The sequence below is a fragment of the Polynucleobacter sp. MG-Unter2-18 genome, assembly GCF_018687675.1.
In the GTDB taxonomy this organism is placed as follows: Bacteria; Pseudomonadota; Gammaproteobacteria; order Burkholderiales; family Burkholderiaceae; genus Polynucleobacter.
Genome location: NZ_CP061302.1, coordinates 1,355,159 through 1,375,786, shown reverse-complemented (window position 1 = coordinate 1,375,786; position 20,628 = coordinate 1,355,159). Strand labels below are relative to the sequence as shown.

20 protein-coding genes and 1 tRNA gene are annotated in these 20,628 nt (G+C 45.9%); 14 read left to right on the top strand and 7 right to left on the bottom strand.

What is annotated here, in order from left to right:
• The first annotated feature begins 68 nt into the window (after nucleotides 1-68).
• Genes C2759_RS07185 through C2759_RS07165 form a run of 5 tightly spaced genes read left to right on the top strand, consistent with a single transcriptional unit; the run spans nucleotide 69 to nucleotide 4,335 of the window.
• Nucleotides 69-1,079, top strand: coding sequence for an Ldh family oxidoreductase (locus C2759_RS07185; protein WP_215354208.1), 1,011 nt, complete (start codon nucleotides 69-71; stop codon nucleotides 1,077-1,079).
• Between the two features lie 33 nt (nucleotides 1,080-1,112).
• Nucleotides 1,113-1,394: a flagellar biosynthesis protein FlgA gene (locus C2759_RS07180; protein WP_215354206.1), complete on the top strand. Its 282-nt coding sequence runs from the start codon at nucleotides 1,113-1,115 to the stop codon at nucleotides 1,392-1,394.
• A gap of 42 nt (nucleotides 1,395-1,436) precedes the next feature.
• A complete protein-coding gene (locus C2759_RS07175) occupies nucleotides 1,437-2,609 on the top strand; it encodes a UxaA family hydrolase (protein ID WP_215354204.1) in 1,173 nt (390 codons plus the stop codon).
• Between the two features lie 9 nt (nucleotides 2,610-2,618).
• The gene (locus C2759_RS07170) at nucleotides 2,619-3,338 is read left to right on the top strand and encodes a GntR family transcriptional regulator (protein WP_215354203.1); all 720 of its coding nucleotides are present in this window, start codon (nucleotides 2,619-2,621) and stop codon (nucleotides 3,336-3,338) included.
• 4 nt (nucleotides 3,339-3,342) lie between these two features.
• Nucleotides 3,343-4,335, top strand: a complete 993-nt coding sequence (locus C2759_RS07165) for a YeiH family protein (protein WP_215354202.1) — start codon at nucleotides 3,343-3,345, stop codon at nucleotides 4,333-4,335.
• A 9-nt stretch (nucleotides 4,336-4,344) separates the two neighbouring features.
• Here the strand turns inward: C2759_RS07165 and C2759_RS07160 are convergent, their stop codons facing one another.
• Both C2759_RS07160 and C2759_RS07155 read right to left on the bottom strand, forming a co-directional pair.
• Entirely contained in the window at nucleotides 4,345-4,509 is a 165-nt protein-coding gene (locus C2759_RS07160; protein WP_170217003.1) for a hypothetical protein, read from the bottom strand.
• A gap of 106 nt (nucleotides 4,510-4,615) precedes the next feature.
• Nucleotides 4,616-5,392 (bottom strand): ferredoxin--NADP reductase, encoded by a 777-nt coding sequence (locus C2759_RS07155; protein WP_046330487.1) that lies wholly within the window; start codon nucleotides 5,390-5,392, stop codon nucleotides 4,616-4,618.
• A 150-nt stretch (nucleotides 5,393-5,542) separates the two neighbouring features.
• Here C2759_RS07155 and C2759_RS07150 point away from each other — a divergent pair, with 150 nt between their 5' ends.
• From C2759_RS07150 to C2759_RS07140, 3 genes are read left to right on the top strand one after another with little or no spacing between them, the layout of a single operon-like run.
• On the top strand, nucleotides 5,543-5,815 hold the full coding sequence (locus C2759_RS07150) for a hypothetical protein (protein WP_215354201.1): 273 nt from the start codon (nucleotides 5,543-5,545) through the stop codon (nucleotides 5,813-5,815).
• A gap of 40 nt (nucleotides 5,816-5,855) precedes the next feature.
• Complete coding sequence (locus C2759_RS07145) at nucleotides 5,856-6,341, top strand: isoprenylcysteine carboxylmethyltransferase family protein (RefSeq protein ID WP_215354200.1); 486 nt, start codon at nucleotides 5,856-5,858, stop codon at nucleotides 6,339-6,341.
• 28 nt (nucleotides 6,342-6,369) lie between these two features.
• A complete protein-coding gene (locus C2759_RS07140; protein ID WP_215354199.1) occupies nucleotides 6,370-6,822 on the top strand; it encodes an OsmC family protein in 453 nt (150 codons plus the stop codon).
• Between the two features lie 81 nt (nucleotides 6,823-6,903).
• Here the strand turns inward: C2759_RS07140 and lysS are convergent, their stop codons facing one another.
• The 4 genes from lysS to C2759_RS07120 form a co-directional block, all read right to left on the bottom strand.
• The gene (gene lysS, locus C2759_RS07135; protein WP_215354198.1) at nucleotides 6,904-8,460 is read right to left on the bottom strand and encodes a lysine--tRNA ligase; all 1,557 of its coding nucleotides are present in this window, start codon (nucleotides 8,458-8,460) and stop codon (nucleotides 6,904-6,906) included.
• Between the two features lie 34 nt (nucleotides 8,461-8,494).
• Nucleotides 8,495-9,599 (bottom strand): peptide chain release factor 2 gene (gene prfB / locus C2759_RS07130; protein ID WP_215354197.1). Its coding sequence is split into 2 segments (ribosomal slippage): nucleotides 8,495-9,517 and nucleotides 9,519-9,599, totalling 1,104 coding nucleotides; the frame shifts between segments, so codons are not numbered across the junction.
• Between the two features lie 28 nt (nucleotides 9,600-9,627).
• Nucleotides 9,628-11,373, bottom strand: a complete 1,746-nt coding sequence (gene recJ, locus C2759_RS07125; RefSeq protein WP_215354195.1) for a single-stranded-DNA-specific exonuclease RecJ — start codon at nucleotides 11,371-11,373, stop codon at nucleotides 9,628-9,630.
• Nucleotides 11,370-12,350 (bottom strand): hypothetical protein, encoded by a 981-nt coding sequence (locus C2759_RS07120; RefSeq protein ID WP_215354193.1) that lies wholly within the window; start codon nucleotides 12,348-12,350, stop codon nucleotides 11,370-11,372. The genes recJ and C2759_RS07120 overlap by 4 nt, the downstream gene beginning before the upstream one ends.
• A gap of 49 nt (nucleotides 12,351-12,399) precedes the next feature.
• Between C2759_RS07120 and C2759_RS07115 the strand changes: the two genes are divergently transcribed.
• From C2759_RS07115 to C2759_RS07100, 4 genes are read left to right on the top strand one after another with little or no spacing between them, the layout of a single operon-like run.
• Nucleotides 12,400-13,659: a lipoprotein-releasing ABC transporter permease subunit gene (locus C2759_RS07115; RefSeq protein WP_215356713.1), complete on the top strand. Its 1,260-nt coding sequence runs from the start codon at nucleotides 12,400-12,402 to the stop codon at nucleotides 13,657-13,659.
• On the top strand, nucleotides 13,652-14,347 hold the full coding sequence (gene lolD / locus C2759_RS07110; protein ID WP_215354192.1) for a lipoprotein-releasing ABC transporter ATP-binding protein LolD: 696 nt from the start codon (nucleotides 13,652-13,654) through the stop codon (nucleotides 14,345-14,347). The genes C2759_RS07115 and lolD overlap by 8 nt, the downstream gene beginning before the upstream one ends.
• Nucleotides 14,344-15,204, top strand: a complete 861-nt coding sequence (locus C2759_RS07105) for a TatD family hydrolase (protein ID WP_215354190.1) — start codon at nucleotides 14,344-14,346, stop codon at nucleotides 15,202-15,204. Before lolD ends, C2759_RS07105 begins: the two co-directional genes overlap by 4 nt.
• A 4-nt stretch (nucleotides 15,205-15,208) precedes the next feature.
• The gene (locus tag C2759_RS07100) at nucleotides 15,209-17,707 is read left to right on the top strand and encodes a DNA internalization-related competence protein ComEC/Rec2 (RefSeq protein ID WP_251366937.1); all 2,499 of its coding nucleotides are present in this window, start codon (nucleotides 15,209-15,211) and stop codon (nucleotides 17,705-17,707) included.
• A gap of 241 nt (nucleotides 17,708-17,948) precedes the next feature.
• On the opposite strand, the gene C2759_RS07095 is transcribed toward C2759_RS07100, so the two are convergent.
• Nucleotides 17,949-18,025: transfer RNA gene (locus C2759_RS07095), tRNA-Met, on the bottom strand.
• A 156-nt stretch (nucleotides 18,026-18,181) separates the two neighbouring features.
• Between C2759_RS07095 and C2759_RS07090 the strand changes: the two genes are divergently transcribed.
• Both C2759_RS07090 and C2759_RS07085 read left to right on the top strand, forming a co-directional pair.
• Entirely contained in the window at nucleotides 18,182-20,122 is a 1,941-nt protein-coding gene (locus C2759_RS07090) for a potassium transporter Kup (RefSeq protein WP_215354188.1), read from the top strand.
• On the top strand, nucleotides 20,119-20,628 hold the full coding sequence (locus C2759_RS07085; protein ID WP_215354186.1) for a hypothetical protein: 510 nt from the start codon (nucleotides 20,119-20,121) through the stop codon (nucleotides 20,626-20,628). Before C2759_RS07090 ends, C2759_RS07085 begins: the two co-directional genes overlap by 4 nt.

The following is a 20,628-nucleotide window of genomic DNA, read 5'->3' as shown; positions in this document are numbered from 1 at the left end:
CCTAAAGCTAGATCTAGTCAAGCCCTGAAAACCCTGCTTTTGAGCAGCCTTATTCGCGGTGAGCACTCATGAATCTGAGCTATCCAGAGATTCTTGCGTTAGCAAACTCAGGGCTCAAGGCTGCTGGCATTAATTCAAAAGCGGCTTATGAGACTGCTCAGTTTCTGGCACTGGCGGAGTTGGATGGATTGGCTTCGCATGGCTTGGCGAGAGTTCCCCAATATGCTGCACATGCAAAAAATGGTCGAATTGAGCTAGATCCTAAGTTAAGGGTTCGGCCATTTAAAACGGCAGCTGCTTTGGTTGATGCGCGTGATGGCCTAGCTTTTCCTGCGCTACGGTTTGCAACTGACCTGTCGGTGAATCTAGCCTCAAAAAATGGTCTTGGTTTAGTGGCTGTGACCAATAGCCATCATTTTGGTGTTGCGGGACATTATGTTGAAGCTGCGGCACGAGCAGGTTACGTCTCTTTGCTGTTTGGAAATACTCCAGCTGCGATGCCGATGGTTGGTGGTAGCAAAGCCATCTTTGGAACTAACCCCTTAGCTGCGGCTTTTCCCACCCCTGGCGGCGACCCTTTAGTTATAGACATGTCACTTTCCGCAGTGGCCCGCGGAAAGCTATTGGTTGCAGCAAAAAATGGTCAAGCCATTCCGGAAGGCTGGGCATTGACTGCAGATGGTAAGCCGACTACTGATCCGCAAGAAGGCTTGAAGGGCTTAATGCTTCCTTTGGGTGGCGACAAAGGAGCCTTACTTGCCCTAATTGTTGAATTACTAGTAGTTGGGCTTTCAGGTAGTCGCTTTTCTTATGAAGCGGATTCCTTTTTTGATCCTAAAGGTAATCGCCCGCGTATTGGACAGTTGATCTTAACGATTGATCCTGGTTTGGCGGGCGCATCTATTTTTGCAAGCCGTATTCAGGATTTCTTGCAGGTCTTAAGTGCCGATGCTGGTACCCGTCTTCCTGGACAACGTCGTTTTCAGCAGCGCGCTACAGGATTGAGTGATGGCGTCACAGTTTCAGATGTGGTTGTGGAAGAAATTCAGACTGGCATTCGCCAGTCATGGACTGAGTAGTTTTTTATAAACGAGATTATTGAGGAGATAGTAATGATCCACTTTGTCGTGCATGAGCCAGCAGATGGCGTAGGTGTAGTAGTAGTCGAGGGTGTAAAGGCTGGAACAGACCTAATTGGTTGGGTTATGGATGGTGACCTTACTCTAAATATCAAGTCTGAAAGTGACATTCCTATTGGTCACAAAATTTCATTGAACGATTTCAAGCCAGGTGACACGGTAATGAAATACGGCGTTGATATTGGCAAGGTAGTAGCCCCAGTCAAAAAGGGCGAGCACCTTCATGTCCAAAACGTAAAAACTAAGCGCTGGTAATCCGGCACCTGACCTACCTATTCATTGAGAGAGATATAAAAAATGACTAATTTGAAAGACGCGACCTTTTTAGGTTATCGCCGTGAAAACGGCCGCATGGGTATTCGTAATCACGTATTGATTTTGCCTTTGGATGACTTATCCAATGCAGCCTGTGAAGCAGTAGCCAATAACATCAAAGGAACGATGGCAATCCCTCACTCCTATGGCCGTTTACAGTTCGGAGCTGACTTGGATTTACACTTTCGCACCTTAATTGGTACGGGTTCTAATCCGAACGTTGCTGCTGTAGTGGTAATCGGTATTGAGCCGCAGTGGACAAAAATTATCGTTGATGGCATTAAGGCATCAGGCAAGCCAGTTGAGGGATTCTGGATTGAAGGCAATGGCGACACAGCAACCATTGCCTCCGCTAGTAAAGCTGCCTACAACATGATGAAGCATGCATCTAAGCAAAAACGTGTTTCTGCTCCATTATCTGAGTTATGGGTTTCCACAAAATGCGGTGAATCCGATACGACTTCTGGTTGTGGTGCAAACCCAACCGTAGGTGATGCTTTTGATAAGTTGTATGAAATTGGCTCAACCATGGTGTTTGGTGAGACCACCGAGTTAACTGGTGGCGAACACTTGGTTGAAGCGCGTTGCCGCACTCCTGAAGTGAAGAAAAAGTTTCGCGAGATGTTTGATCGTTACCAGGATGTGATTGAGCGTCATAAGACGAGCGATCTATCTGACTCTCAGCCAACTAAGGGCAATATTGCAGGTGGTTTAACAACCATCGAAGAGAAGGCTTTGGGCAATATCCAAAAAATTGGTAAGAAATGTATTGTGGATAGCGTGCTGGATAAGGGTGAAGAGCCAAAGATTCCTGGACTGCATTTCATGGACTCATCATCAGCTGCCGCTGAAATGGTCACCTTATGCGCAGCTGCCGGCTTTACTGCCCACTTCTTCCCAACAGGTCAGGGTAATGTGATCGGCAATGCAATTCTTCCAGTCATTAAGATTTGCGCTAATCCAAAGACTGTTCGTACTATGGGTGAGCATATCGACGTTGACGTGTCTGGCTTATTGCGTCGCGAAGAGAACATGGATCAAGCGGGAGATAAGCTCTTGGATTGCTTGAAGCGTACAGCTGATGGTGAGTTAACTGCTTCTGAAATTCTTGGTCACCGTGAGTTCGTATTGACTCGTTTATACGAATCAGCATAAGACTGCAGCATGAGAAACCTGACCGCTTACGAGGAAGTTAAGCAAAAGATCACCGAGGATCTGGTCAGGGGTCGATATCCTATGGGGCAGGCATTGCCTGCCGAAAAGGATTTATCAAAAGAGTTAGATGTATCTATAGGTACCCTGCGCAAAGCGGTGGACGAGTTGGTTGCGGAAGGTATCGTAGTCCGACGCCAAGGCAGGGGAACCTATGTTGTTGAGCATGATCTCAAAAGACTTTTATATTATTTTTTTCACATTGTTAAACACGATGCTGAGAAAAAGGTTTACCCCAAAGTTGAATTAGTCTCCCTAATTAGCGCTACTGCCAATAAGGAAGAGGCGAGTAAGTTAGAGATAAAAGAGGGTGCACCCGTTTGGAGAATTACCAATCGCCTGTCATTGGAAGAGCAGTGCGTCATGATCGATCAGATCACGCTAGATAAAAAGCGGTTCAAGGAATTAACCCGTGCAGACTTTATTGAGCGCAAGGGCAGTATTTATCAGATGTATCAAATGGAGTACGGCCAAACTGTTGTGCGAAGCAGCGAGCGTTTGCGTGCCGGCCTAGCGGGTAAACAGCACGCTGAATGGCTAGGATTAAATCCAGAATCTCCCGTACTAGTTATTCGAAGAGTGGCGCTGGGCATTCAGGATGAGCCTCTAGAGTGGCGTGTTTCCACTTTAAATACTACTCAACATGAGTATTTCAGTGAGTTGGTAGCTTAGTTTGATGTTGACCACCATTCGGAAAAATACTCCAGGACTTTTGGTTTGCCTGCTCATTGCCATGTCTACCAGTTTTCTTTCTGAGAACTATGGTGGCCCCCAGTTGTTGTACGCATTACTGATTGGTTTGTCGCTCCATTTTTTATATCTCAATGAGGCAGTAAAGCCAGGAATTGATTTTTGCGCCAAAACGGTTCTCCGTTTAGGTGTTGCATTTCTGGGTATTCGGATTACGTTCGCTGATATTGGTGCAATCGGTTTGAATACCGGATTAATGGTGATGTTTGCGGTTGCTACCACCGTAGCATTGGGATTCTTCCTGGCCAAGCTCTTAAAGCTGTCTCCAGATTTTGGATTGATTGCGGGTGGATCCGTTGGTATTTGCGGAGCTTCAGCAGCTTTAGCAGTAGCTTCAGTTCTGCCAAAAACAAAAGAGAATGAGCGTTTTACTCTGCTTGTAGTAGTAGGGGTAACCGTCCTCTCCACTATTGCTATGGTGGTATATCCCTTCGCGTTGCAATTGCTCAATATCACCGCATTACCTGCTGGCATCTTTCTAGGGGCTACTATTCATGATGTGGCGCAGGTAGTTGCTGCGGGGATGCTGTTTGGACCTGAAGCAGGTGATGTAGCGACTGTCGTAAAGCTTTTCCGTGTCGCTCTCTTATTGCCTGTCGTTTTATTTATCTCTATTTTCTTTGGTGCTGAAAAATCATCTCAACGCTTAGGATGGGGAAGTCTTCGCCTGATACCGACATTCTTATTGGGGTTTGTGGCGCTATCAGTCGTTGCATCTATGCAGATTTTACCAAGCTCAGTTACCCAATCTATTGGTGAAATGTCCCGTTGGATGTTGGTAATTGCTATTGGCGCGGCTGGACTGAAAACCAACTTTCAGGAGTTGGCAAAATTAGGTTGGCAGCCGGTAGTCATGTTGGTTGTTGAAACTGTATTTATTGCTGCAATCGGATTGATCTTTATTAGCAGCTCATTGTAAGAAAGACTTTTAACTGTAAGAGTCCTCAAACTCTTCCATCTTGATAGTGGTCATCAAGAACAGAATTCTGCGTTGGAAGTTTTTTCGTTCAGCCACATTCTCATGTGGCAAGCGATCATGTTCACGCAATAACTGCGTAATGATCGGGTTGTAGTGCTCTCGGACAGGGGACATCTCAATTCCTTGGTAAATATCTTGTTAGGGTTAATTTACCAAGGTGTCTATATATCCACAAGAAACATATAGCGATAACTAAATTACTTTTGGGTATATAGGCTTTTTACTTTTCTACGAATGCGCGCTCAAATACATAGTCACCCAATTGACCAAGGCTAGGGGATACCTTGAAGCCCTTGGAATCGAGCATCTCAGCAGTTTCTTTTAGCATGGATGGGCTACCGCAGATCATGGCGCGATCGACTGCTGGATCTAATGGGGGTAAGCCAATATCTTTAAATAGTTGGCCTGACTCAATCGCGGTAGTTAAGCGACCAGTGTGTTTAAAAGCCTCGCGCGTCACTGTTGGGTAGTAGATTAATTTCTCGCGAATGATTTCGCCAATATATTCGTCTTGAGTGAGCTCATCTTTAATGTAATCACCGTAAGCCAGCTCGCTTACTAAACGAACACCATGAATCAAGACTACTTTCTCAAACTTCTCATAAGTATCCGGATCACGAATAATGCTCATGAAAGGCGCCAATCCTGTCCCGGTGCTAAATAAGTAAAGGTGTTTTCCTGGGTTCAAGTCATCTATGACTAGGGTGCCCACGGATTTCTCGCTCACCAAAACGGGGTCACCTACCTGAATCTTCTGAAGACGAGAGGTGAGGGGGCCATCTTGAACTTTGATACTTAAAAACTCTAAATGCTCTTCATAATTAGGGCTCGCCACACTGTAGGCGCGAACTAATGGCTTGCCTTCAACTTCTAAACCAATCATCAAGAAATGGCCGCTACGGAAGCGTAAACCTTTGTTTCTGGTGGTTGTAAAGCTAAACAGGGTGTCATTCCAGTGATGAACAGTGAGAACGGTTTCAGTGTTGTAGGCAGCCATAAATACGAATTATTGAGGGTGTAAAACCCAATTATCCTCATTCTAGGGATGGTTCTATAGATAAAAAAGTATTTAGCTTATAAAAAGGGATTCTTTTACTTATGTAGGCTAGCCCCCTATGATTCTTTTATGCCTAATCGAGAGAATCCTATGTCTGCTAAGCCCAAAGTCCAAAAGCCCTTATTTTTAACCATCATCCAGATATTTTTGGGTTTGGCTCTACTGAGCTTATCCACCCACCTGGCCCTGGATAGCGCCCTGTATCTCAATGCCCTGAATCAGAGTGGCCTAAATCAATATCATGCTTTTGGGGTGCTAGTTTGCCTCAGCTTTATTTCAGGGGTTTTCCTGATTGCACAACATGTGTTGACCCAAGACGAGGCTAGCATTGATGAGCACTTTAATAAGGCATTAACGTACTAATTCAAGCTAGACTGTGGTCTTATCTTCATAAGGCCACGCCATGACTTCATCGCCACATCAATCGATCTTTGAGAGAGGTGCATGGTATGTGGTGATACAGGGAATTCTGATTGGCCTGATCTTGTTCGGCCCACAAGGTTCTCTTTTAATCAGCTCCGAACCCCTTGCTTCCATTCTCCAGTCTTGTGGCATTGCGATTGGCTTGCTAGCTACTTTAATCATGGTAATTGCCGTGATTAATCTCGGTAAAAATCTCACCCCTCTGCCTTGCCCAAAAAACAATGCCATTCTGATTCAAAACGGCTTATATCAACTTGTAAGGCACCCGATCTACTTTGGGGTGCTCTTAGCAGCACTTGCTTGGCTACTCATCTTCCCCGGTATTTATATCTTGATCTATGCCATTGGCCTATTTTTCTTATTTGATGTCAAAGCAAGGCGGGAGGAAGTCTGGTTGGTAGAGCGTTTTCCAGATTATCGAGACTACCAGCGTAGGGTCAAAAAGTTAATTCCTGCTATCTATTAAGATAGTGTTTTAAGTTATTGGAGTTTTTATGAGTAGCGATCCTTCAGTAAGACTAGTTCAGCAAGCTGATTACCAATTTGCTATTTATTACAACGAAGAGCGTGATCCTGTTTATGGCGATGAGCCACCACCCCTGGGAAAATCACAAGGCGCTACACCATCACAGTTCTTATTGGCTGGTGTAGCGAATTGCTTGTCTGATTCACTGCTCTTTGCGCTCAGAAAGTTTAAGCAAAATCCTGAGCCAATCGAAACAAAGGCCAGTTGTGAAATCGGTAGAAACGCTGAAAACCGCTTACGCATATTGACTATAAACGTGGAGATTCGGATTGGCGTTCCGGGTAATACCCTTGAGAATCTTGAGCGCGTATTGGCTCAGTTTCAGGACTTCTGTACTGTATCTTCTAGTGTGAGTCTTGGTATTCCGGTGAATGTGACTGTCATTGACAGCGAGAGCACGAAGTTATATCCAACTACTTAACCCTTCCTGATGTAGTCAAGAAAAAAGCCGCAGAGTTTGAATTCTGCGGCTTTTGATTTACGGAGAAGGTGTTCTAACTACTTACTCTTCTTCGCGACGTAGATGTGGAAACAAAATCACATCACGAATATTGGGTACGTCAGTTAGCAGCATGACTAAGCGGTCAATACCAATACCGCAACCACCAGTCGGAGGCATGCCGTATTCCAGAGCGCGAATGAAGTCATGGTCAAAGTACATCGCCTCTTCATCACCCGCTTCTTTTTGCTCTACTTGCTTACGGAAGCGATTGGCTTGATCTTCGGCATCATTTAACTCTGAGAAGCCGTTGGCGATTTCACGGCCGGTAATGAATAGCTCAAAGCGCTCGGTAATGCCAGGACGGGTATCGGATTCACGGGCAAGAGGGCTGACTTCGATTGGGTAATCGATGATGTAGGTTGGCTCCCAAAGATGTGACTCAGCTACCAATTCAAATAGGGCTAATTGAAGAGCGCCAATGCCGGCGTTCTTGAGTGTAGGGGAGTCTGGATTCTCGCCACCTTTTTTCAATTCAGCGCGAATGAATGCAGCATCTTCTAATTGAGCTGCTTCATAGCTCTTGTTTGATTGGCCACAATATTTCAGGATGGCTTCAGTAATTGTTAAGCGCTGAAAAGGTTTACTGAGATCCAGTTCACGACCTTGGTGGGTTAGAACAGCAGTACCTTGCGCATCCATTGCAGCAGAACGAATTAAGTTCTCCGTAAAATCCATCAACCAGCTGTAATCGGTATAGGCTGCATAGAATTCCATCATCGTGAATTCTGGATTGTGACGTGGGCTAACACCCTCATTACGGAAGTTACGATTAATTTCAAACACACGCTCAAAGCCGCCAACCACAAGGCGCTTCAAGTACAGCTCTGGCGCAATGCGCAAGAACATCTGCATATCCAAAGCATTGTGGTGCGTAATGAAGGGCTTAGCAGTTGCGCCACCAGGAATCGGATGGAGCATGGGTGTTTCCACTTCCATGAAGTCTGCATCGAGCATGTGGCGACGCAAAGAAGCAATCGTATTGCTGCGAGCTCTGAAAGTATTGCGACTTTCTGGATTGACGATCAAGTCAACGTAACGTTGGCGATACTTGGTCTCTAGGTCTGATAGACCATGAAACTTATCTGGCAGTGGACGTAAAGACTTGCTCAGCAGGCGTAGCTTGCTGCATTCAACAGAGAGCTCACCTTTATTGGTCTTGAATAAATGACCTTCAGCGGAGATAAAGTCTCCCATATCCCAGTGCTTGAATGCACCATGAATATCAGCACCGCTGATTTCGTCATTAATGTAGAACTGAATCTGGCCACTACGATCTTGAATGGTGGCAAAGCTGGCCTTACCCATCACCCTCTTGAGTACCATGCGGCCAGCCACTTTGACATGTACTTTCTTAGCGGCCAATTCCTCTTTAGTAAGACTGTCGTAGTGAGTATGAAGATCTGTAGCTAAATGGGTCGGTACGAAGTCGTTCGGAAACGCGATACCGCCTTCGCGTAACTTGGCTAATTTCTCACGACGCTCGGCGATGATATGGTTTTCATCCACAGCTTCAGTGGCTGTAGCTTGGTTAGGAGTTGAATTCACTGGATCGTTCATATGGAATATTAATAACTGGAATAGGGGTAATGAATCAAACGCCTTGCTTCAGGCTAGCTTCAATAAAGGCATCAAGATCACCATCTAATACTTTTTGTGTATTTGAGATCTCAACGTTAGTGCGTAAGTCTTTGATGCGACTTTGATCCAGCACGTAGGAGCGAATCTGATGACCCCAGCCCACATCGGTTTTGCTGGCTTCAAGCTTATCTTGTTCTGCACGACGTTTTTGCATCTCATGCTCGTACAGGCGTGACTTGAGCATCGTCATCGCTTCGGCTCTGTTGCGGTGCTGGCTTCGGTCATTCTGACACTGCACCACGATTCCGGTGGGCAGGTGGGTTAAGCGAACAGCAGAGTCGGTTTTATTAATATGCTGACCACCCGCACCTGAGGCGCGATAGGTGTCGGTACGAATATCTGCTGGATTAACGTCAATCTCAATCGAGTCATCAATCTCTGGGTATACGTAGATACTGGCAAACGAAGTGTGGCGACCATTGGAGGAATCAAAAGGTGACTTGCGTACTAAACGGTGCACACCAGTCTCTGAGCGCAAGTGTCCGTAAGCATATTCACCATCGACCTTGATGGTGGCGCTCTTGATACCGGCTACATCACCATCGGATTCTTCTAGGATTTCTGTTTTGTAGCCTTTGCGCTCGCAATATTTAAGGTACTGACGCAGAAGTATGCTGGCCCAGTCGCAAGCCTCTGTTCCACCTGCGCCAGCTTGAACATCGATAAAGCAATTGCAAGAATCCATTTCGTTATGGAACATGCGGCGGAACTCAAGATCATGAATGATCTTGCTATAGCTCTCAACATCTTGTTCGATAGCAGCAATAGTTTCAAAATCACTTTCTTCTTTAGCCATGTCGAATAATTCGAGGGCGCCAGTGATATTGCTATTCAAATCGGTGAGGGTTGCAACAACACCATCGAGCAATTTCTTCTCTTTGCCGAGGGCTTGTGCTTTCTTTTGATCATCCCAGATGGTCGGATCTTCAAGAATTGAATTCACTTCAGTAAGGCGTCGTGACTTTACTTCGAAGTCAAAGATACCCCCGAAGTGCTTGCTCACGGGTGAGCAGATCGGACAGGGTATTTGAAATAATATTGAGTTGTTCGGCTTCCATCCCCAGATTATAAGGGGGTTATTCCAGTCTAAGCCTCGTCGTGGGCCTCAATCATGAGTTGTACGCGTGCCTGCCCTTGAAAACGGTCGGTGACTAGGCGATAGGCCAGCTTGGCCTTGGCTGGCAAGGATTGGGTATGGTTAAACCAGACTCCAGTAAATGGCTTGCTAGCCAATGGACCGATGCCAATTGGACGAAGCTGCAGACGCAGGTGTTTTTCTTTCATTAGGCTTTGCTGTCCAATCTCAAATTCACCATAAAAAATGGGTTGAGGAAAGCCTTGCCCCCAGATTTCTTCAGCCAAGAGATCGCCGGTTTCGGGTGTGAATTCAGATAGATCCAGTGGTCCATCATGAATATGGCGACGCTCTAGCAATTCATCATTGAGTAAGCCATTAGCAACCTGCTGAAACACGGTGTCAAACTTTTCAAAATCAGCTTTTCTAATACTGAGGCCTGCCGCCATGGCATGACCACCAAACTTCAGAATTAAGCCAGGCTCGCGCTTAGAAACAATATCCAAGGCATCACGTAGATGAAAGCCTGTCAATGATCTACCAGAGCCACGCAATTCTTCTCCGCTAGCACCATCAGCTGGAGCGAAGACAATTGCGGGACGATTAAATCGTTCTTTCAGGCGCGAAGCGACGATGCCAACTACTCCCTGATGCCACTCTGGATTCCAAAGGCAGATACTGGAACGCTCTGCCATAGTGCCTGCTAATTGATCTTCAGCGAGATGGGCGAGAGCAGCTTCTTGCATGCCGCCTTCAATCACACGCCGCTCGCGATTAATGCGATCAAGTTCGTAAGCTAACTCAATGGCTTCTTCGGGCTTATCGCAAATCAATAAGCGAATGCCTAAAGTCATGTCCGCTAGACGTCCTGCTGCGTTTAAGCGAGGCCCTATAGCAAAACCCAAGTCAAAAGTATTGGCCTTGCGAGGATCGCGTACAGCCGCCTGGAATAGTGCCTGAATACCAGCTTGCGATACTCCTGTGCGAATGCGTTTAAGACCATTAGAAACCAAGATGCGATTATTGCGATCAAGCTGTGCCACATCCGCTACGGTACCTAAGGCTACGAGATCCAATAGACTCTCAATCTTAGGTTGAGTCTCAGCAGTAAATTTTCCACGCTTGCGAAGTTCTGCTCGTAGAGCAACTAATAAATAGAACATGACGCCGACACCAGCAAGCGCTTTGCTTGGGAAGCTACAGCCTGGTTGATTCGGATTAACTATTGCAGTGGCTTTGGGCAGTCGATCACCTGGCAGGTGGTGGTCAGTCACGATGACTTCCATGCCCAGTTCGCGAGCCCGGTCTACCCCAGCTTCGCTAGCAATGCCGTTATCAACAGTGATGAGATATTTAGGTTTGGGGTTTTGTTGAGCAGCAAGATCAACTACCTCTGGAGTGAGTCCATAGCCCATCGTAAAACGATTGGGTACCAAAAACTGAATAGGAGTATCTGGCCCACCCAACATCTTCAATCCACGCAAAGCAACAGCACATGCAGTAGCGCCATCACAGTCATAGTCTGCCACTACCAGCATGGATTCTTTACGCTCCAAAATATCGGCCAGTAAGGCGGCAGTATTAATGCAGTTCTTTAGCTCTACTGGTGAGAGTAGTTGCTTTAGATCTAAAGATAGCTCTTCTGGTTTATCAATGCCACGAGCTGCATACAGCCTTGCTAATAGGGGATGCAGACCACTTTGCTGTAACCAGCTAGCCGTGCGATCAGAAAAGGGGCGCTGAGAAAAAAGATTCATACTGAAATGATTTCTTGCCAAGTTAAAGGTTCTGATTTTTTCCAGAAGGCCCATGATTTTTTGTTTAAGTCCTTGGCTGTGAGGATTCTGTGGCGAGTTTGACCCTGAGGAAAATCGATCACTTCGATTTCATCTAACTCTTTACTTAAAAGGGCTGTTCTCAAGCTGTCCCAAATAACCTCAGGACGATCAAGCCACGCAAAGGTATTTTGTAAGTTTGAGAAATCAATCTCACGCTGCTGAGGGATTGCAAGATATTTGGCTAACCCAACCAAGAGGGGGTGATCGCCATATAGCTGATTCACATTCTCCAGCAATGGAGGAGTCTGAATATCAGCTAGTTTACCGATACCGCTAATCCATAAGGAGTTGATGCTGGGATATCCACGTTGTTCGCGTTCCTGATTGACCGGATCAATGTGCCAAAGCATTTGAATTTCATTTTGGAGTTTTCGCCAGAGCTTAGCAACTCCAGTCACGTTTGTATCGCGCGGCATCCACCAATCAATATTACGACCATGCGCTTGATCAATAGAGTGCGTTGCAAGACTGATAAATGGACCTGCTGGAATAAACCAATCACGCTGTCCCTGAAATAACACCTTGTTTCTAAAATCTTCTTCGATAAAGGGGAGGGCAACTTGTAGCAAGTTGGCGGATTCATTTGCTGTCAGATCAATCTGATTTTGAGCCATGAGGATTAAATGATCTCGGGTGGCATGAAGGTGGACTGGCTGTAGACAGACAATCACTTCATTTGGGTTAACTGTGAGGTCGCTTTGGCCTAATAGTAAGACTGGGGCAATCGGCAGTCGATCACCCAGTAGAAAGCGCTCTTGCGGAAGTCCGCTGGGCGGGGTATCTCGCTCTAATCCAGCGTCAATAGCATCTTCCCCTGACACCATCAGGGTAAAGCGTCGCAAAGTACTTGTTTGGGAGATCAAATTAGCAGTCATTCCCCTGATTTTAGGTGGCATTTACAGAATCCATTGGTTTGCTCGTTTAATTCACTAAACTGTAAGTATGTTGAGACTTCCTATTGAGCTAGAAATTGGCCTGCGTTATACCCGATCCAAGCGTCGCAAGACGGTAGGTAAGCGTGATGGCTTCCTTTCTTTTATTTCTGGAATCTCCACTGCAGGTATCGCTTTGGGCGTCGCCGCCCTGATAGTGGTGCTCTCAGTCATGAATGGTTTTCAGAAGGAAGTGCGCGACCGCATGTTATCCGTTCTTTCTCATGTGGAGATTACTGCCCCAGATGGTTTAGCGAATTGGGAGCCGATTGCACTGAAGGTAGCTGCCCAGCCCCACGTTGTGGGTGTCGCCCCAATGGTCGCCTCGCAAGGTTTACTCAGTCGTGAGAATGTGATGCGTGGTGTATCTATTCGTGGGGTGCTGCCAAGTGATGAGGGTAAGGTCTCTGATTTGCCAAAGCAGTTCGTCGCCGGCAGCATCGATGATTTAAAGCCAGGCGCTTTTGGGGTTGCTTTAGGTGCACAGCTTGCCAATATGGTTGGTGCTCGCCTTGGTGATCGTGTGAATTTAATAGTGCCAGAAAGTGATCTCACACCGGCAGGCGCTATGCCCAGAATGCGAACATTACAAGTCGTCGGCATCGTGGATAGTGGTCATTATGAATACGACAGCTCTTTAGCCATCATGCATTGGAGGGATGCCGCTGCTTTACTGCGCTTGCAAGATCCATCGGGTTTACGCGTGAAGCTCGATGATATGCAACGCGCACCAGAGATAGCTTCTGAATTAGCTCAGGTTGTGCCACAAGCGTTGTGGGTGAGCGACTGGTCGCGCTCCAATCGCAATTGGTTTGCTGCTGTTCAAACTGAACGTAAGATGATGTTCATCATTTTGACCTTGATTATTGCGGTTGCTGCTTTTAATTTGGTATCTACTCTAGTAATGACAGTAAATGAGAAGCAAGCTGATATTGCGATCTTAAGAACCATGGGCGCAAGTCCTGGACTCATTCAGCGAATCTTCTTGGTGCAAGGTTTAGCGATTGGTTTGCTAGGCTCTCTAGCCGGTGTTGGCTTGGGTCTCCTGATTGCTTTAAATATTGATGTGATCGTTCCTGCAATTGAAGCTATCTTCCGTGTACGATTCTTGCCTCGCGATGTGTACTTTATTAGTGAGCTGCCATCGGACGTTCGTTTGTCTGATGTCCTTACTGTTGGCCTAATGGCTTTTGGCCTTTCTGTACTGGCCACCTTGTACCCAAGTCGCCGAGCTGCTCAAGTTCAGCCTGCGGAGGCATTGCGTTATGAGTAATTCCAATCAAATTATTCTGAGTGCATCGGGTTTAGCAAAGACCTATGGCAAAGGACCTACTGCAGTTGATGTCCTGAAAGAAATTGATTTACAGGTAAGCGCTTCTGAGAAGGTTGCCATCGTAGGATCTTCTGGATCAGGTAAAAGTACCTTATTGCATCTATTAGGTGGCTTAGACAGCCCTAGTGCTGGTACTGTCATGCTTGCTGGGCAGAATCTCCACAAACTGTCGGTAAGTAAATTAGATCAACTACGCAATCACAATCTGGGTTTTATTTATCAATTCCACCATCTTTTGGATGAATTCAGTGCTGTTGAGAATGTAGCGCTACCTTTGCGTATTCGTGGTTTGAGTAATGAAGAGTCCATGGAGCGAGCGAGTGTGATGTTGAATGCGGTTGGTCTGGCAAAGCGTGTTCAGCATACGCCAGGCGAATTGTCTGGTGGTGAGCGTCAGCGTGTTGCAGTGGCCCGTGCGCTAGTTGGTAATCCCACTTGTGTTCTAGCGGATGAGCCGACGGGTAATCTCGATACCGAAACTGCTGACGGCGTATTTGACTTGATGTTAGATATTGCTCGTGAGCAGGGTACTGCTTTTGTGATTGTGACCCATGATCCTATTCGCGCAAAACGTTGTGACCGGATTTTGCATTTAGAGCACGGAGTATTAAAGACCTTCGCACAATGAGCGAAATAAATACAGACCTGACATGGGTAGATACCCATTGCCATGTAGATGCTCCAGAGTTTAGAGACTCTCTCCCAGAGATTATTTCAGGTGCGGCCGATAAAGGTGTTAAAGCTATTTTGCTGCCTACGGTTCAGGCCTCTGATTGGGTACTAGCTAAACATTTAGCAAGCCAGTATGGCAATCAAATCCCAGGATTGGTCTATACGCTAGGAATTCATCCGCTTTACATTAATCGAGCACAAGATAGCGATATCGATGTTCTTCAAGGTCAAATTGAGCAATCATTAGATGATCCTCGATTTGTGGGTATTGGTGAGATTGGCTTGGATTATTTTGTTGAGGGTCTCGATCCTCAGCGACAAGAATTTTTCTTTCACAAACAATTAGATTTAGCGCAGCAATTTCAATTGCCAGTGATTTTGCATGTGCGCCGTTCGCAGGATGCCATTCTTAAAGCGCTCCGTAAAAAAACGGTTCCTAGCGGTATCGCGCATGCCTTTAATGGCAGTCATCAGCAGGCTGAACAATTTATTGAGCTGGGATTCAAGTTGGGATTCGGAGGCGCTGCAACCTACGATCGAGCGTTACAGATTCGCCGTCTCTTAAAAGAGTTGCCTTTAGAAAGCATTGTTACTGAAACCGATTCCCCTGACATTCCGCCGGCCTGGTTAAAAGAGGAGGGTGGTAAGTTCAATGAACCAGCTTTGCTTCCCAGAATCGCTAGCCAATTGGCAGATATTCGTGGAGTCAGTAAAGAAGTATTTTCAAAAGCAGTGTGGCAAAATACCATGCAAGCATTGCCCCGTTGGTCATCCCTAATGACTGACAACTCAAACCTCCAATCCGCCTCTTAAAAACTTGCGCACCAATATTGCGGCGTTTATCGCCGGGGGATCGCTACTTTTATTTTTACCTACTGTGCCAGAGTATTGGCGCTGGATATGTGCAGCAGTCGTCATTGTCTCTCTGCTTGGTGCTCGTGTTAATTATGTATTGCTCCAATCTCGTCATGTTAGCGGTGCATTACTAGCGGCCTGTTGTTGTAGCTTGGGTTTTGCTTGGAATGCACACTACGCGCAGGATCGCTTAAGTAATGTTCTATCCATAGAGCATGAAGGTAAAGATCTTGTGCTCGAGGGTAGAGTGAATGCCTTGCCACAAAGCTCTCCAAGTAGCGCCAAGTTTTCCTTTAAGGTAGATCAGGCATTTTTGGGGCGCGAGAGGATTGAATCATTTCCTCCGCAGATCTATTTGAGCTGGCAGCCCGCATGGCGCAATCCTCAGGTTGTGCCCGAAGTCATTCCGGGTCAGCGCTGGGAATTTAAGGTCAAAATCAAACGACCTTATGGATCCCTCAATCCCCATACTTTTGATTTTGAGCGCTGGTCCTTCCATCAAGACTTTGGTGCCAGTGGATCAGTTAGGTCAGGAAAGCTAATTCTTGAGAAAGATATTGCCTTTACAGAATTTGCTCTAGCCATGGAGTATCAGCGTTGGAAGTTAAGGCAAAAGATTAAGCGCTTGCTACCAAGGGATGCACGCTATGGCGGAGTGATTGCTGCCTTGGTGATGGGCGATCAAAATGCAATCGACCAAGAAGATTGGCGTGTATTTAATGCTACTGGGATCGGGCATCTTATTTCCATATCGGGCCTGCATGTAACGATGTTGGCTGGATTTGGCGTCATGCTGGCCACATTACTCTGGCGTCGTAACACGCTGCCACTTTTAGTCCCAGTTGGTAAGGTCGCCGCTGCAGTAGGTTTTTTGACGGCCTTTGTGTATGCATGGTTAGCAGGCTTTCAGATTCCAGCGCAGCGAACGATGTATATGGTGGGAGTAGTTGCATTTGCCTTATGGTCTGGCAGAAATCCTCGGTCTTTTGATATCTGGTGGTGGGCTCTATTTTTTGTACTAGTCATTGATCCGATGGCGCCCTATACGCCGGGTTTCTGGCTTTCGTTTGGAGCGGTAGCAGCGATTTTGTATGCCATGCAAGATTCTGATGGTTTGTTAGGTCTACCTACCGGCAGAGAGCTGGAGATTCATTGGAAAGATAGAGTGATTCAATCCCTACGTGAAGCCTGCCGGGTTCAGGCGGTCGTTACCATCGCACTTTTGCCATTGACCTTATATTGGTTTTATCAAGTCTCGATCGTTTCACCACTGGCAAATGCCATTGCTATTCCCATAGTGAGCTACATTGTGACTCCCTTAGCGATTGCTGGGGCTTTGTTGCCTGACTTCATTGGTAGGTTGTTATTGATGCCAGCACATGCCACGATGGACTACTTGGCCATCATGCTTGCATGGATGGCGAACTGGAAATGGTCAATCGCCTGGTCTAGCCAGCCTTCTTGGTGGGCGATAGCCTTATCCACTATCGGAATCGTCATAGCGATTCGTACTGGATCTATGCAAGAGGCTTGGGCGTCGAGAGTGATGGGTCTCGTGTTGTGCGCAACTCTATTTATTCAGCCGCTGACTAATAGTTATTTGAAAAAAGGAGAGTTCCGCGCAACGGTACTTGATGTCGGCCAGGGTACAGCGGTGCTGATTGAAACCAAAACAAAACGACTGCTATACGACACCGGACCCATTCAGGGAAAAGATAACGCTGGTCAAAGAATTATCTTGCCGTATTTGAGGGGTAAAGGGATTAATCAAATTGATCGCATGGTCATTAGTCATAGCGATAGTGATCACATTGGAGGCGCCGCAACTCTACTAAAAGAAATTGGCTTTGACTCCATGATGGGATCCTTGCCCAGCACTAATCCCTTGCTCACCAATTTGGAAGAGAGAAAGATCCCCGCCATTCCCTGTCGTTTTGGTCAGCAGTGGTCATGGGATGGGGTGGACTTTCATATTTGGCATCCGCATGAGCATTCGATTTTTGAGGATCAGCAACCCAGAAAGCCTAATGAAGTCAGTTGTGTCTTAGAGGTTCGCAATCAGTCAACTTCATTCTGGTTAACGGGTGATGTAGAAAAGCGGGGTGAGGCTGAAATCACTGAGCGCTTAACCCAAACAGCCCTCAATCATCTTAAGGATAAGAATTTGATATTCATGGCACCACACCACGGTAGCAAAACATCCTCATCTCAAGAACTCTTAACAGCGCTCAGTCCTAATCAAGCATTTGCCCAAAACGGATATCGCAATCGATACGGCCATCCACACCCAACAGTCACTGCTCGATACCAAGGTATGAATATTCCGTTTTATCAAACACCAACTACTGGTGCACAGGTTTGGAGTTTTTATAACGCAAACAAGTTAAATGAAGACCCCCTATTTCAGAGAAGGCATTCCCAAAGGCTGTGGCATCGCCTTCCGATAGACGTGGGTAAATGATTGGCGGTGCCAGCGTGAAAAAGTATTGACCTAGAGGAGGGAAGATGAAATATCCAAGTGCAATTGAGCTGGCTGCTAATGGTGGTTTTCATGAGGCTATTAAAAAGCCAAAGGGGCTATAAAGCCCTGGAGAGAGTGATGCAGCAAAGAAAAAATTTTAAGATATGCACTAGGCGCTTGTAGATCCCAAATCCCAGAAAAGCAAAAAGCCCTTAAAAGTAAGGGCTTAGAGCTGTAATACTGGTTGCGGGGGCAGGATTTGAACCTACGACCTTCGGGTTATGAGCCCGACGAGCTGCCAGACTGCTCCACCCCGCGTCTGAAGCTGATATTCTACCATTTTTGGACCACCTCTGTCGAGATATTCCTTAATTTAGCGCTTAAAAATACGATTTTTAAACAGAAATATGGCTTGAGAGTCAGTCTGTATAAGGTGTAACATACCGCAACGCAATATTACTCAAAGGCGATGAGATGTCTATTAGCAATCCTGAGTTTTCAAGTTCTGATTTATTAAAGCCCGTTGATCTGCATGGTGATCACGATAGCCATAAAAAAGGCTTGGGGACGATGATGTTAGCTGCCATTGGTGTAGTTTTTGGTGATATCGGCACCAGTCCTTTGTATGCCCTTAAAGAATGTTTTGATCCCAAGCATGGCATCCCGTTCTCGCCAGAGGCATTATTTGGTGTGATTGCGATGATGATTTGGTCTTTGATCTTGATCGTGACCTTTAAATACGTTTTATTTGTGATGCGGGCCGATAACAAAGGTGAGGGTGGCGTTTTATCTTTGATGGCTTTAGCGCTCAGATCGTTTGATAGTAAATCAAAAGGCTATTTCTTCTTAATGATTCTAGGCATGCTCGGTGCTTGCATGCTTCTTGGTGAGTCTGTCATTACCCCGGCGATTTCTGTTTTATCTGCCGTTGAAGGTATTGAAATTGCAGCACCTGGCTTGCATAAATTCATTATCCCTATTTCCCTAGTGATTTTAGTAGCCTTATTTATGATTCAAAAATATGGCACGGCGGCTGTTGGTAATTTATTTGGCCCAGTGACCCTCACTTGGTTTATTACTCTTGCAGTATTAGGTGTTATTAATATCGGCGCAGCGCCTCAAATCATTGGCGCAATTAATCCAATGTATGCAGTACAGTTTGTAATGGATCACCCCACTACTGCTTACATAGTGATGGGCGCTGTAGTCTTGGTTGTTACTGGTGTTGAAGCGCTGTACTTGGATATGGGGCACTTTGGAAGAAACCCTGTCCGATATGCTTGGCTCATTGTTGTTTTGCCTAGCCTTTTAATTAACTACCTTGGGCAAGGCGCACTCTTGTTATCCAATCCAGAGGCTGCTTATAACCCATTTTATTTAATGGTTCCAGATTGGGCTTTATGGCCTGTTGTTGGTCTTGCTACTGCAGCTACAGTCATTGCTTCCCAAGCGGTGATTTCAGGAGCGTACTCTTTAGTGAGTCAAGCAATTTTACTGGGCTTCATGCCGCGCATGACCATCATGCACACCTCTGATTCTGAGCAGGGACAGATTTATATTCCAGTAGTAAATTGGGCCCTCTTGTTTATGGTGGTTGTCACCATTATTGAATTTAGAGAATCAGTGAACTTGGCTGCAGCATATGGTATTTCAGTTACATCAACCATGATGATTACAGCAATTTTATTGGGCGTGGTCATGTATCGTGAATGGAAGATGAATCTCTTCTTAGTACTATCCTTGACAGCAATTTTCTTTACTGTAGATTTTGCTTTTTGGAGTGCTAACTTAATTAAAATTAAAGATGGTGGTTGGTACCCTTTATTTTTAGGCCTCATCATTTTTACCTGTTTGATTACTTGGTATCGAGGACGCAAACTTTTGCGCGATAAATTAGTCGAAGGATCGATCCATTTGAAAGAATTTGTGGCTAGTTTATTGGCTCACCCCCCACACCGTGTTGAGGGAACAGCCATCTTTTTAACCGCGCACATCGATTATGTGCCAATCGCGATGTTGCATAACTTAAAACATAACCGAGTAATGCATGAGCGCATCTTTTTTGTGAAGCTTAGTACCTGGGATGTGCCTTACGTCAATGATCAGGAGCGTTTGAGTATTAACGATTTGGGCGGTAATATCTTCTTAGTCAGAGCAGTGTATGGCTTTAAGGAATCGCCAGATATCAATAAGGTATTGTCATTACTCAGTGAGCAGAAAAATATTCAATTTAATTTAATGGATACCTCATTCTTTGTTGCGCGTGACACTATTGTCCCATCGGCAAATCCTGGAATGGCCTTATGGCGAGAGAAGCTTTTTGGTTGGATGATGCAAAACGCAGCTAAGCCATCGGATTTCTTTAAGATTCCTACCAATCGCTTAGTTGAGCTCGGCGCAAAGGTAGAGATTTGACAAGGTTCGGCACCTTACGTTCAATGCTCTCATTGGGGGCATTTCTATTGACTTGCTCCTTTAGCAGCCTAGCACTCGCTACTCCTGCTGAGGAAGCCCAGTTAGAGCAGTTAGATAAGATTGAGCGTGATCTCGAGTTGCAACGGGATTGGGCTAAGTATCGTTGGGATAAAACTAATTCAGAGTGCTATCAAAAGTATTGGGTTAATGATTGCTTAAAAGATTCACGTGCGCTATATCGTAAAGAAATCGATCCCATTCGTGTGCAAGAGGTTGAGTTACATGAAGTGCAGCGCAAGTTACGCGCCAGTATTAAAGATCAACGCGATGCCGCTAAGATTGCTGAACGTGCTTCTGCTGAAAAAGCAGCTGAGCGCTCAGCTAACCAAAAAGAATTTGAAGAGAAGCAAAAAGCAGCCGCCGCTCGTGCAGCCGATTTAGAACAGCGCCGTAAAGATGCACCTAAACGTGCTCAAGAAAACAAAGCGGGCACTCAGCTCGATTAA

What these genes read in the sequence shown, in the direction of transcription:
- C2759_RS07170 (WP_215354203.1), top strand. Translation starts at nt 2,619, where the DNA reads ATGAGAAACCTGACCGCTTACGAGGAAGTTAAGCAAAAGATCACCGAG.
- C2759_RS07175 (WP_215354204.1), top strand. Translation starts at nt 1,437, where the DNA reads ATGACTAATTTGAAAGACGCGACCTTTTTAGGTTATCGCCGTGAAAAC.
- C2759_RS07120 (WP_215354193.1), bottom strand. Translation starts at nt 12,350, where the DNA reads ATGCCACCTAAAATCAGGGGAATGACTGCTAATTTGATCTCCCAAACA.
- C2759_RS07105 (WP_215354190.1), top strand. Translation starts at nt 14,344, where the DNA reads ATGAGCGAAATAAATACAGACCTGACATGGGTAGATACCCATTGCCAT.
- C2759_RS07090 (WP_215354188.1), top strand. Translation starts at nt 18,182, where the DNA reads ATGTCTATTAGCAATCCTGAGTTTTCAAGTTCTGATTTATTAAAGCCC.
- C2759_RS07160 (WP_170217003.1), bottom strand. Translation starts at nt 4,509, where the DNA reads ATGTCCCCTGTCCGAGAGCACTACAACCCGATCATTACGCAGTTATTG.
- C2759_RS07140 (WP_215354199.1), top strand. Translation starts at nt 6,370, where the DNA reads ATGAGTAGCGATCCTTCAGTAAGACTAGTTCAGCAAGCTGATTACCAA.
- lolD (WP_215354192.1), top strand. Translation starts at nt 13,652, where the DNA reads ATGAGTAATTCCAATCAAATTATTCTGAGTGCATCGGGTTTAGCAAAG.
- C2759_RS07180 (WP_215354206.1), top strand. Translation starts at nt 1,113, where the DNA reads ATGATCCACTTTGTCGTGCATGAGCCAGCAGATGGCGTAGGTGTAGTA.
- C2759_RS07150 (WP_215354201.1), top strand. Translation starts at nt 5,543, where the DNA reads ATGTCTGCTAAGCCCAAAGTCCAAAAGCCCTTATTTTTAACCATCATC.
- C2759_RS07145 (WP_215354200.1), top strand. Translation starts at nt 5,856, where the DNA reads ATGACTTCATCGCCACATCAATCGATCTTTGAGAGAGGTGCATGGTAT.
- recJ (WP_215354195.1), bottom strand. Translation starts at nt 11,373, where the DNA reads ATGAATCTTTTTTCTCAGCGCCCCTTTTCTGATCGCACGGCTAGCTGG.
- C2759_RS07155 (WP_046330487.1), bottom strand. Translation starts at nt 5,392, where the DNA reads ATGGCTGCCTACAACACTGAAACCGTTCTCACTGTTCATCACTGGAAT.
- lysS (WP_215354198.1), bottom strand. Translation starts at nt 8,460, where the DNA reads ATGAACGATCCAGTGAATTCAACTCCTAACCAAGCTACAGCCACTGAA.
- C2759_RS07185 (WP_215354208.1), top strand. Translation starts at nt 69, where the DNA reads ATGAATCTGAGCTATCCAGAGATTCTTGCGTTAGCAAACTCAGGGCTC.
- C2759_RS07165 (WP_215354202.1), top strand. Translation starts at nt 3,343, where the DNA reads ATGTTGACCACCATTCGGAAAAATACTCCAGGACTTTTGGTTTGCCTG.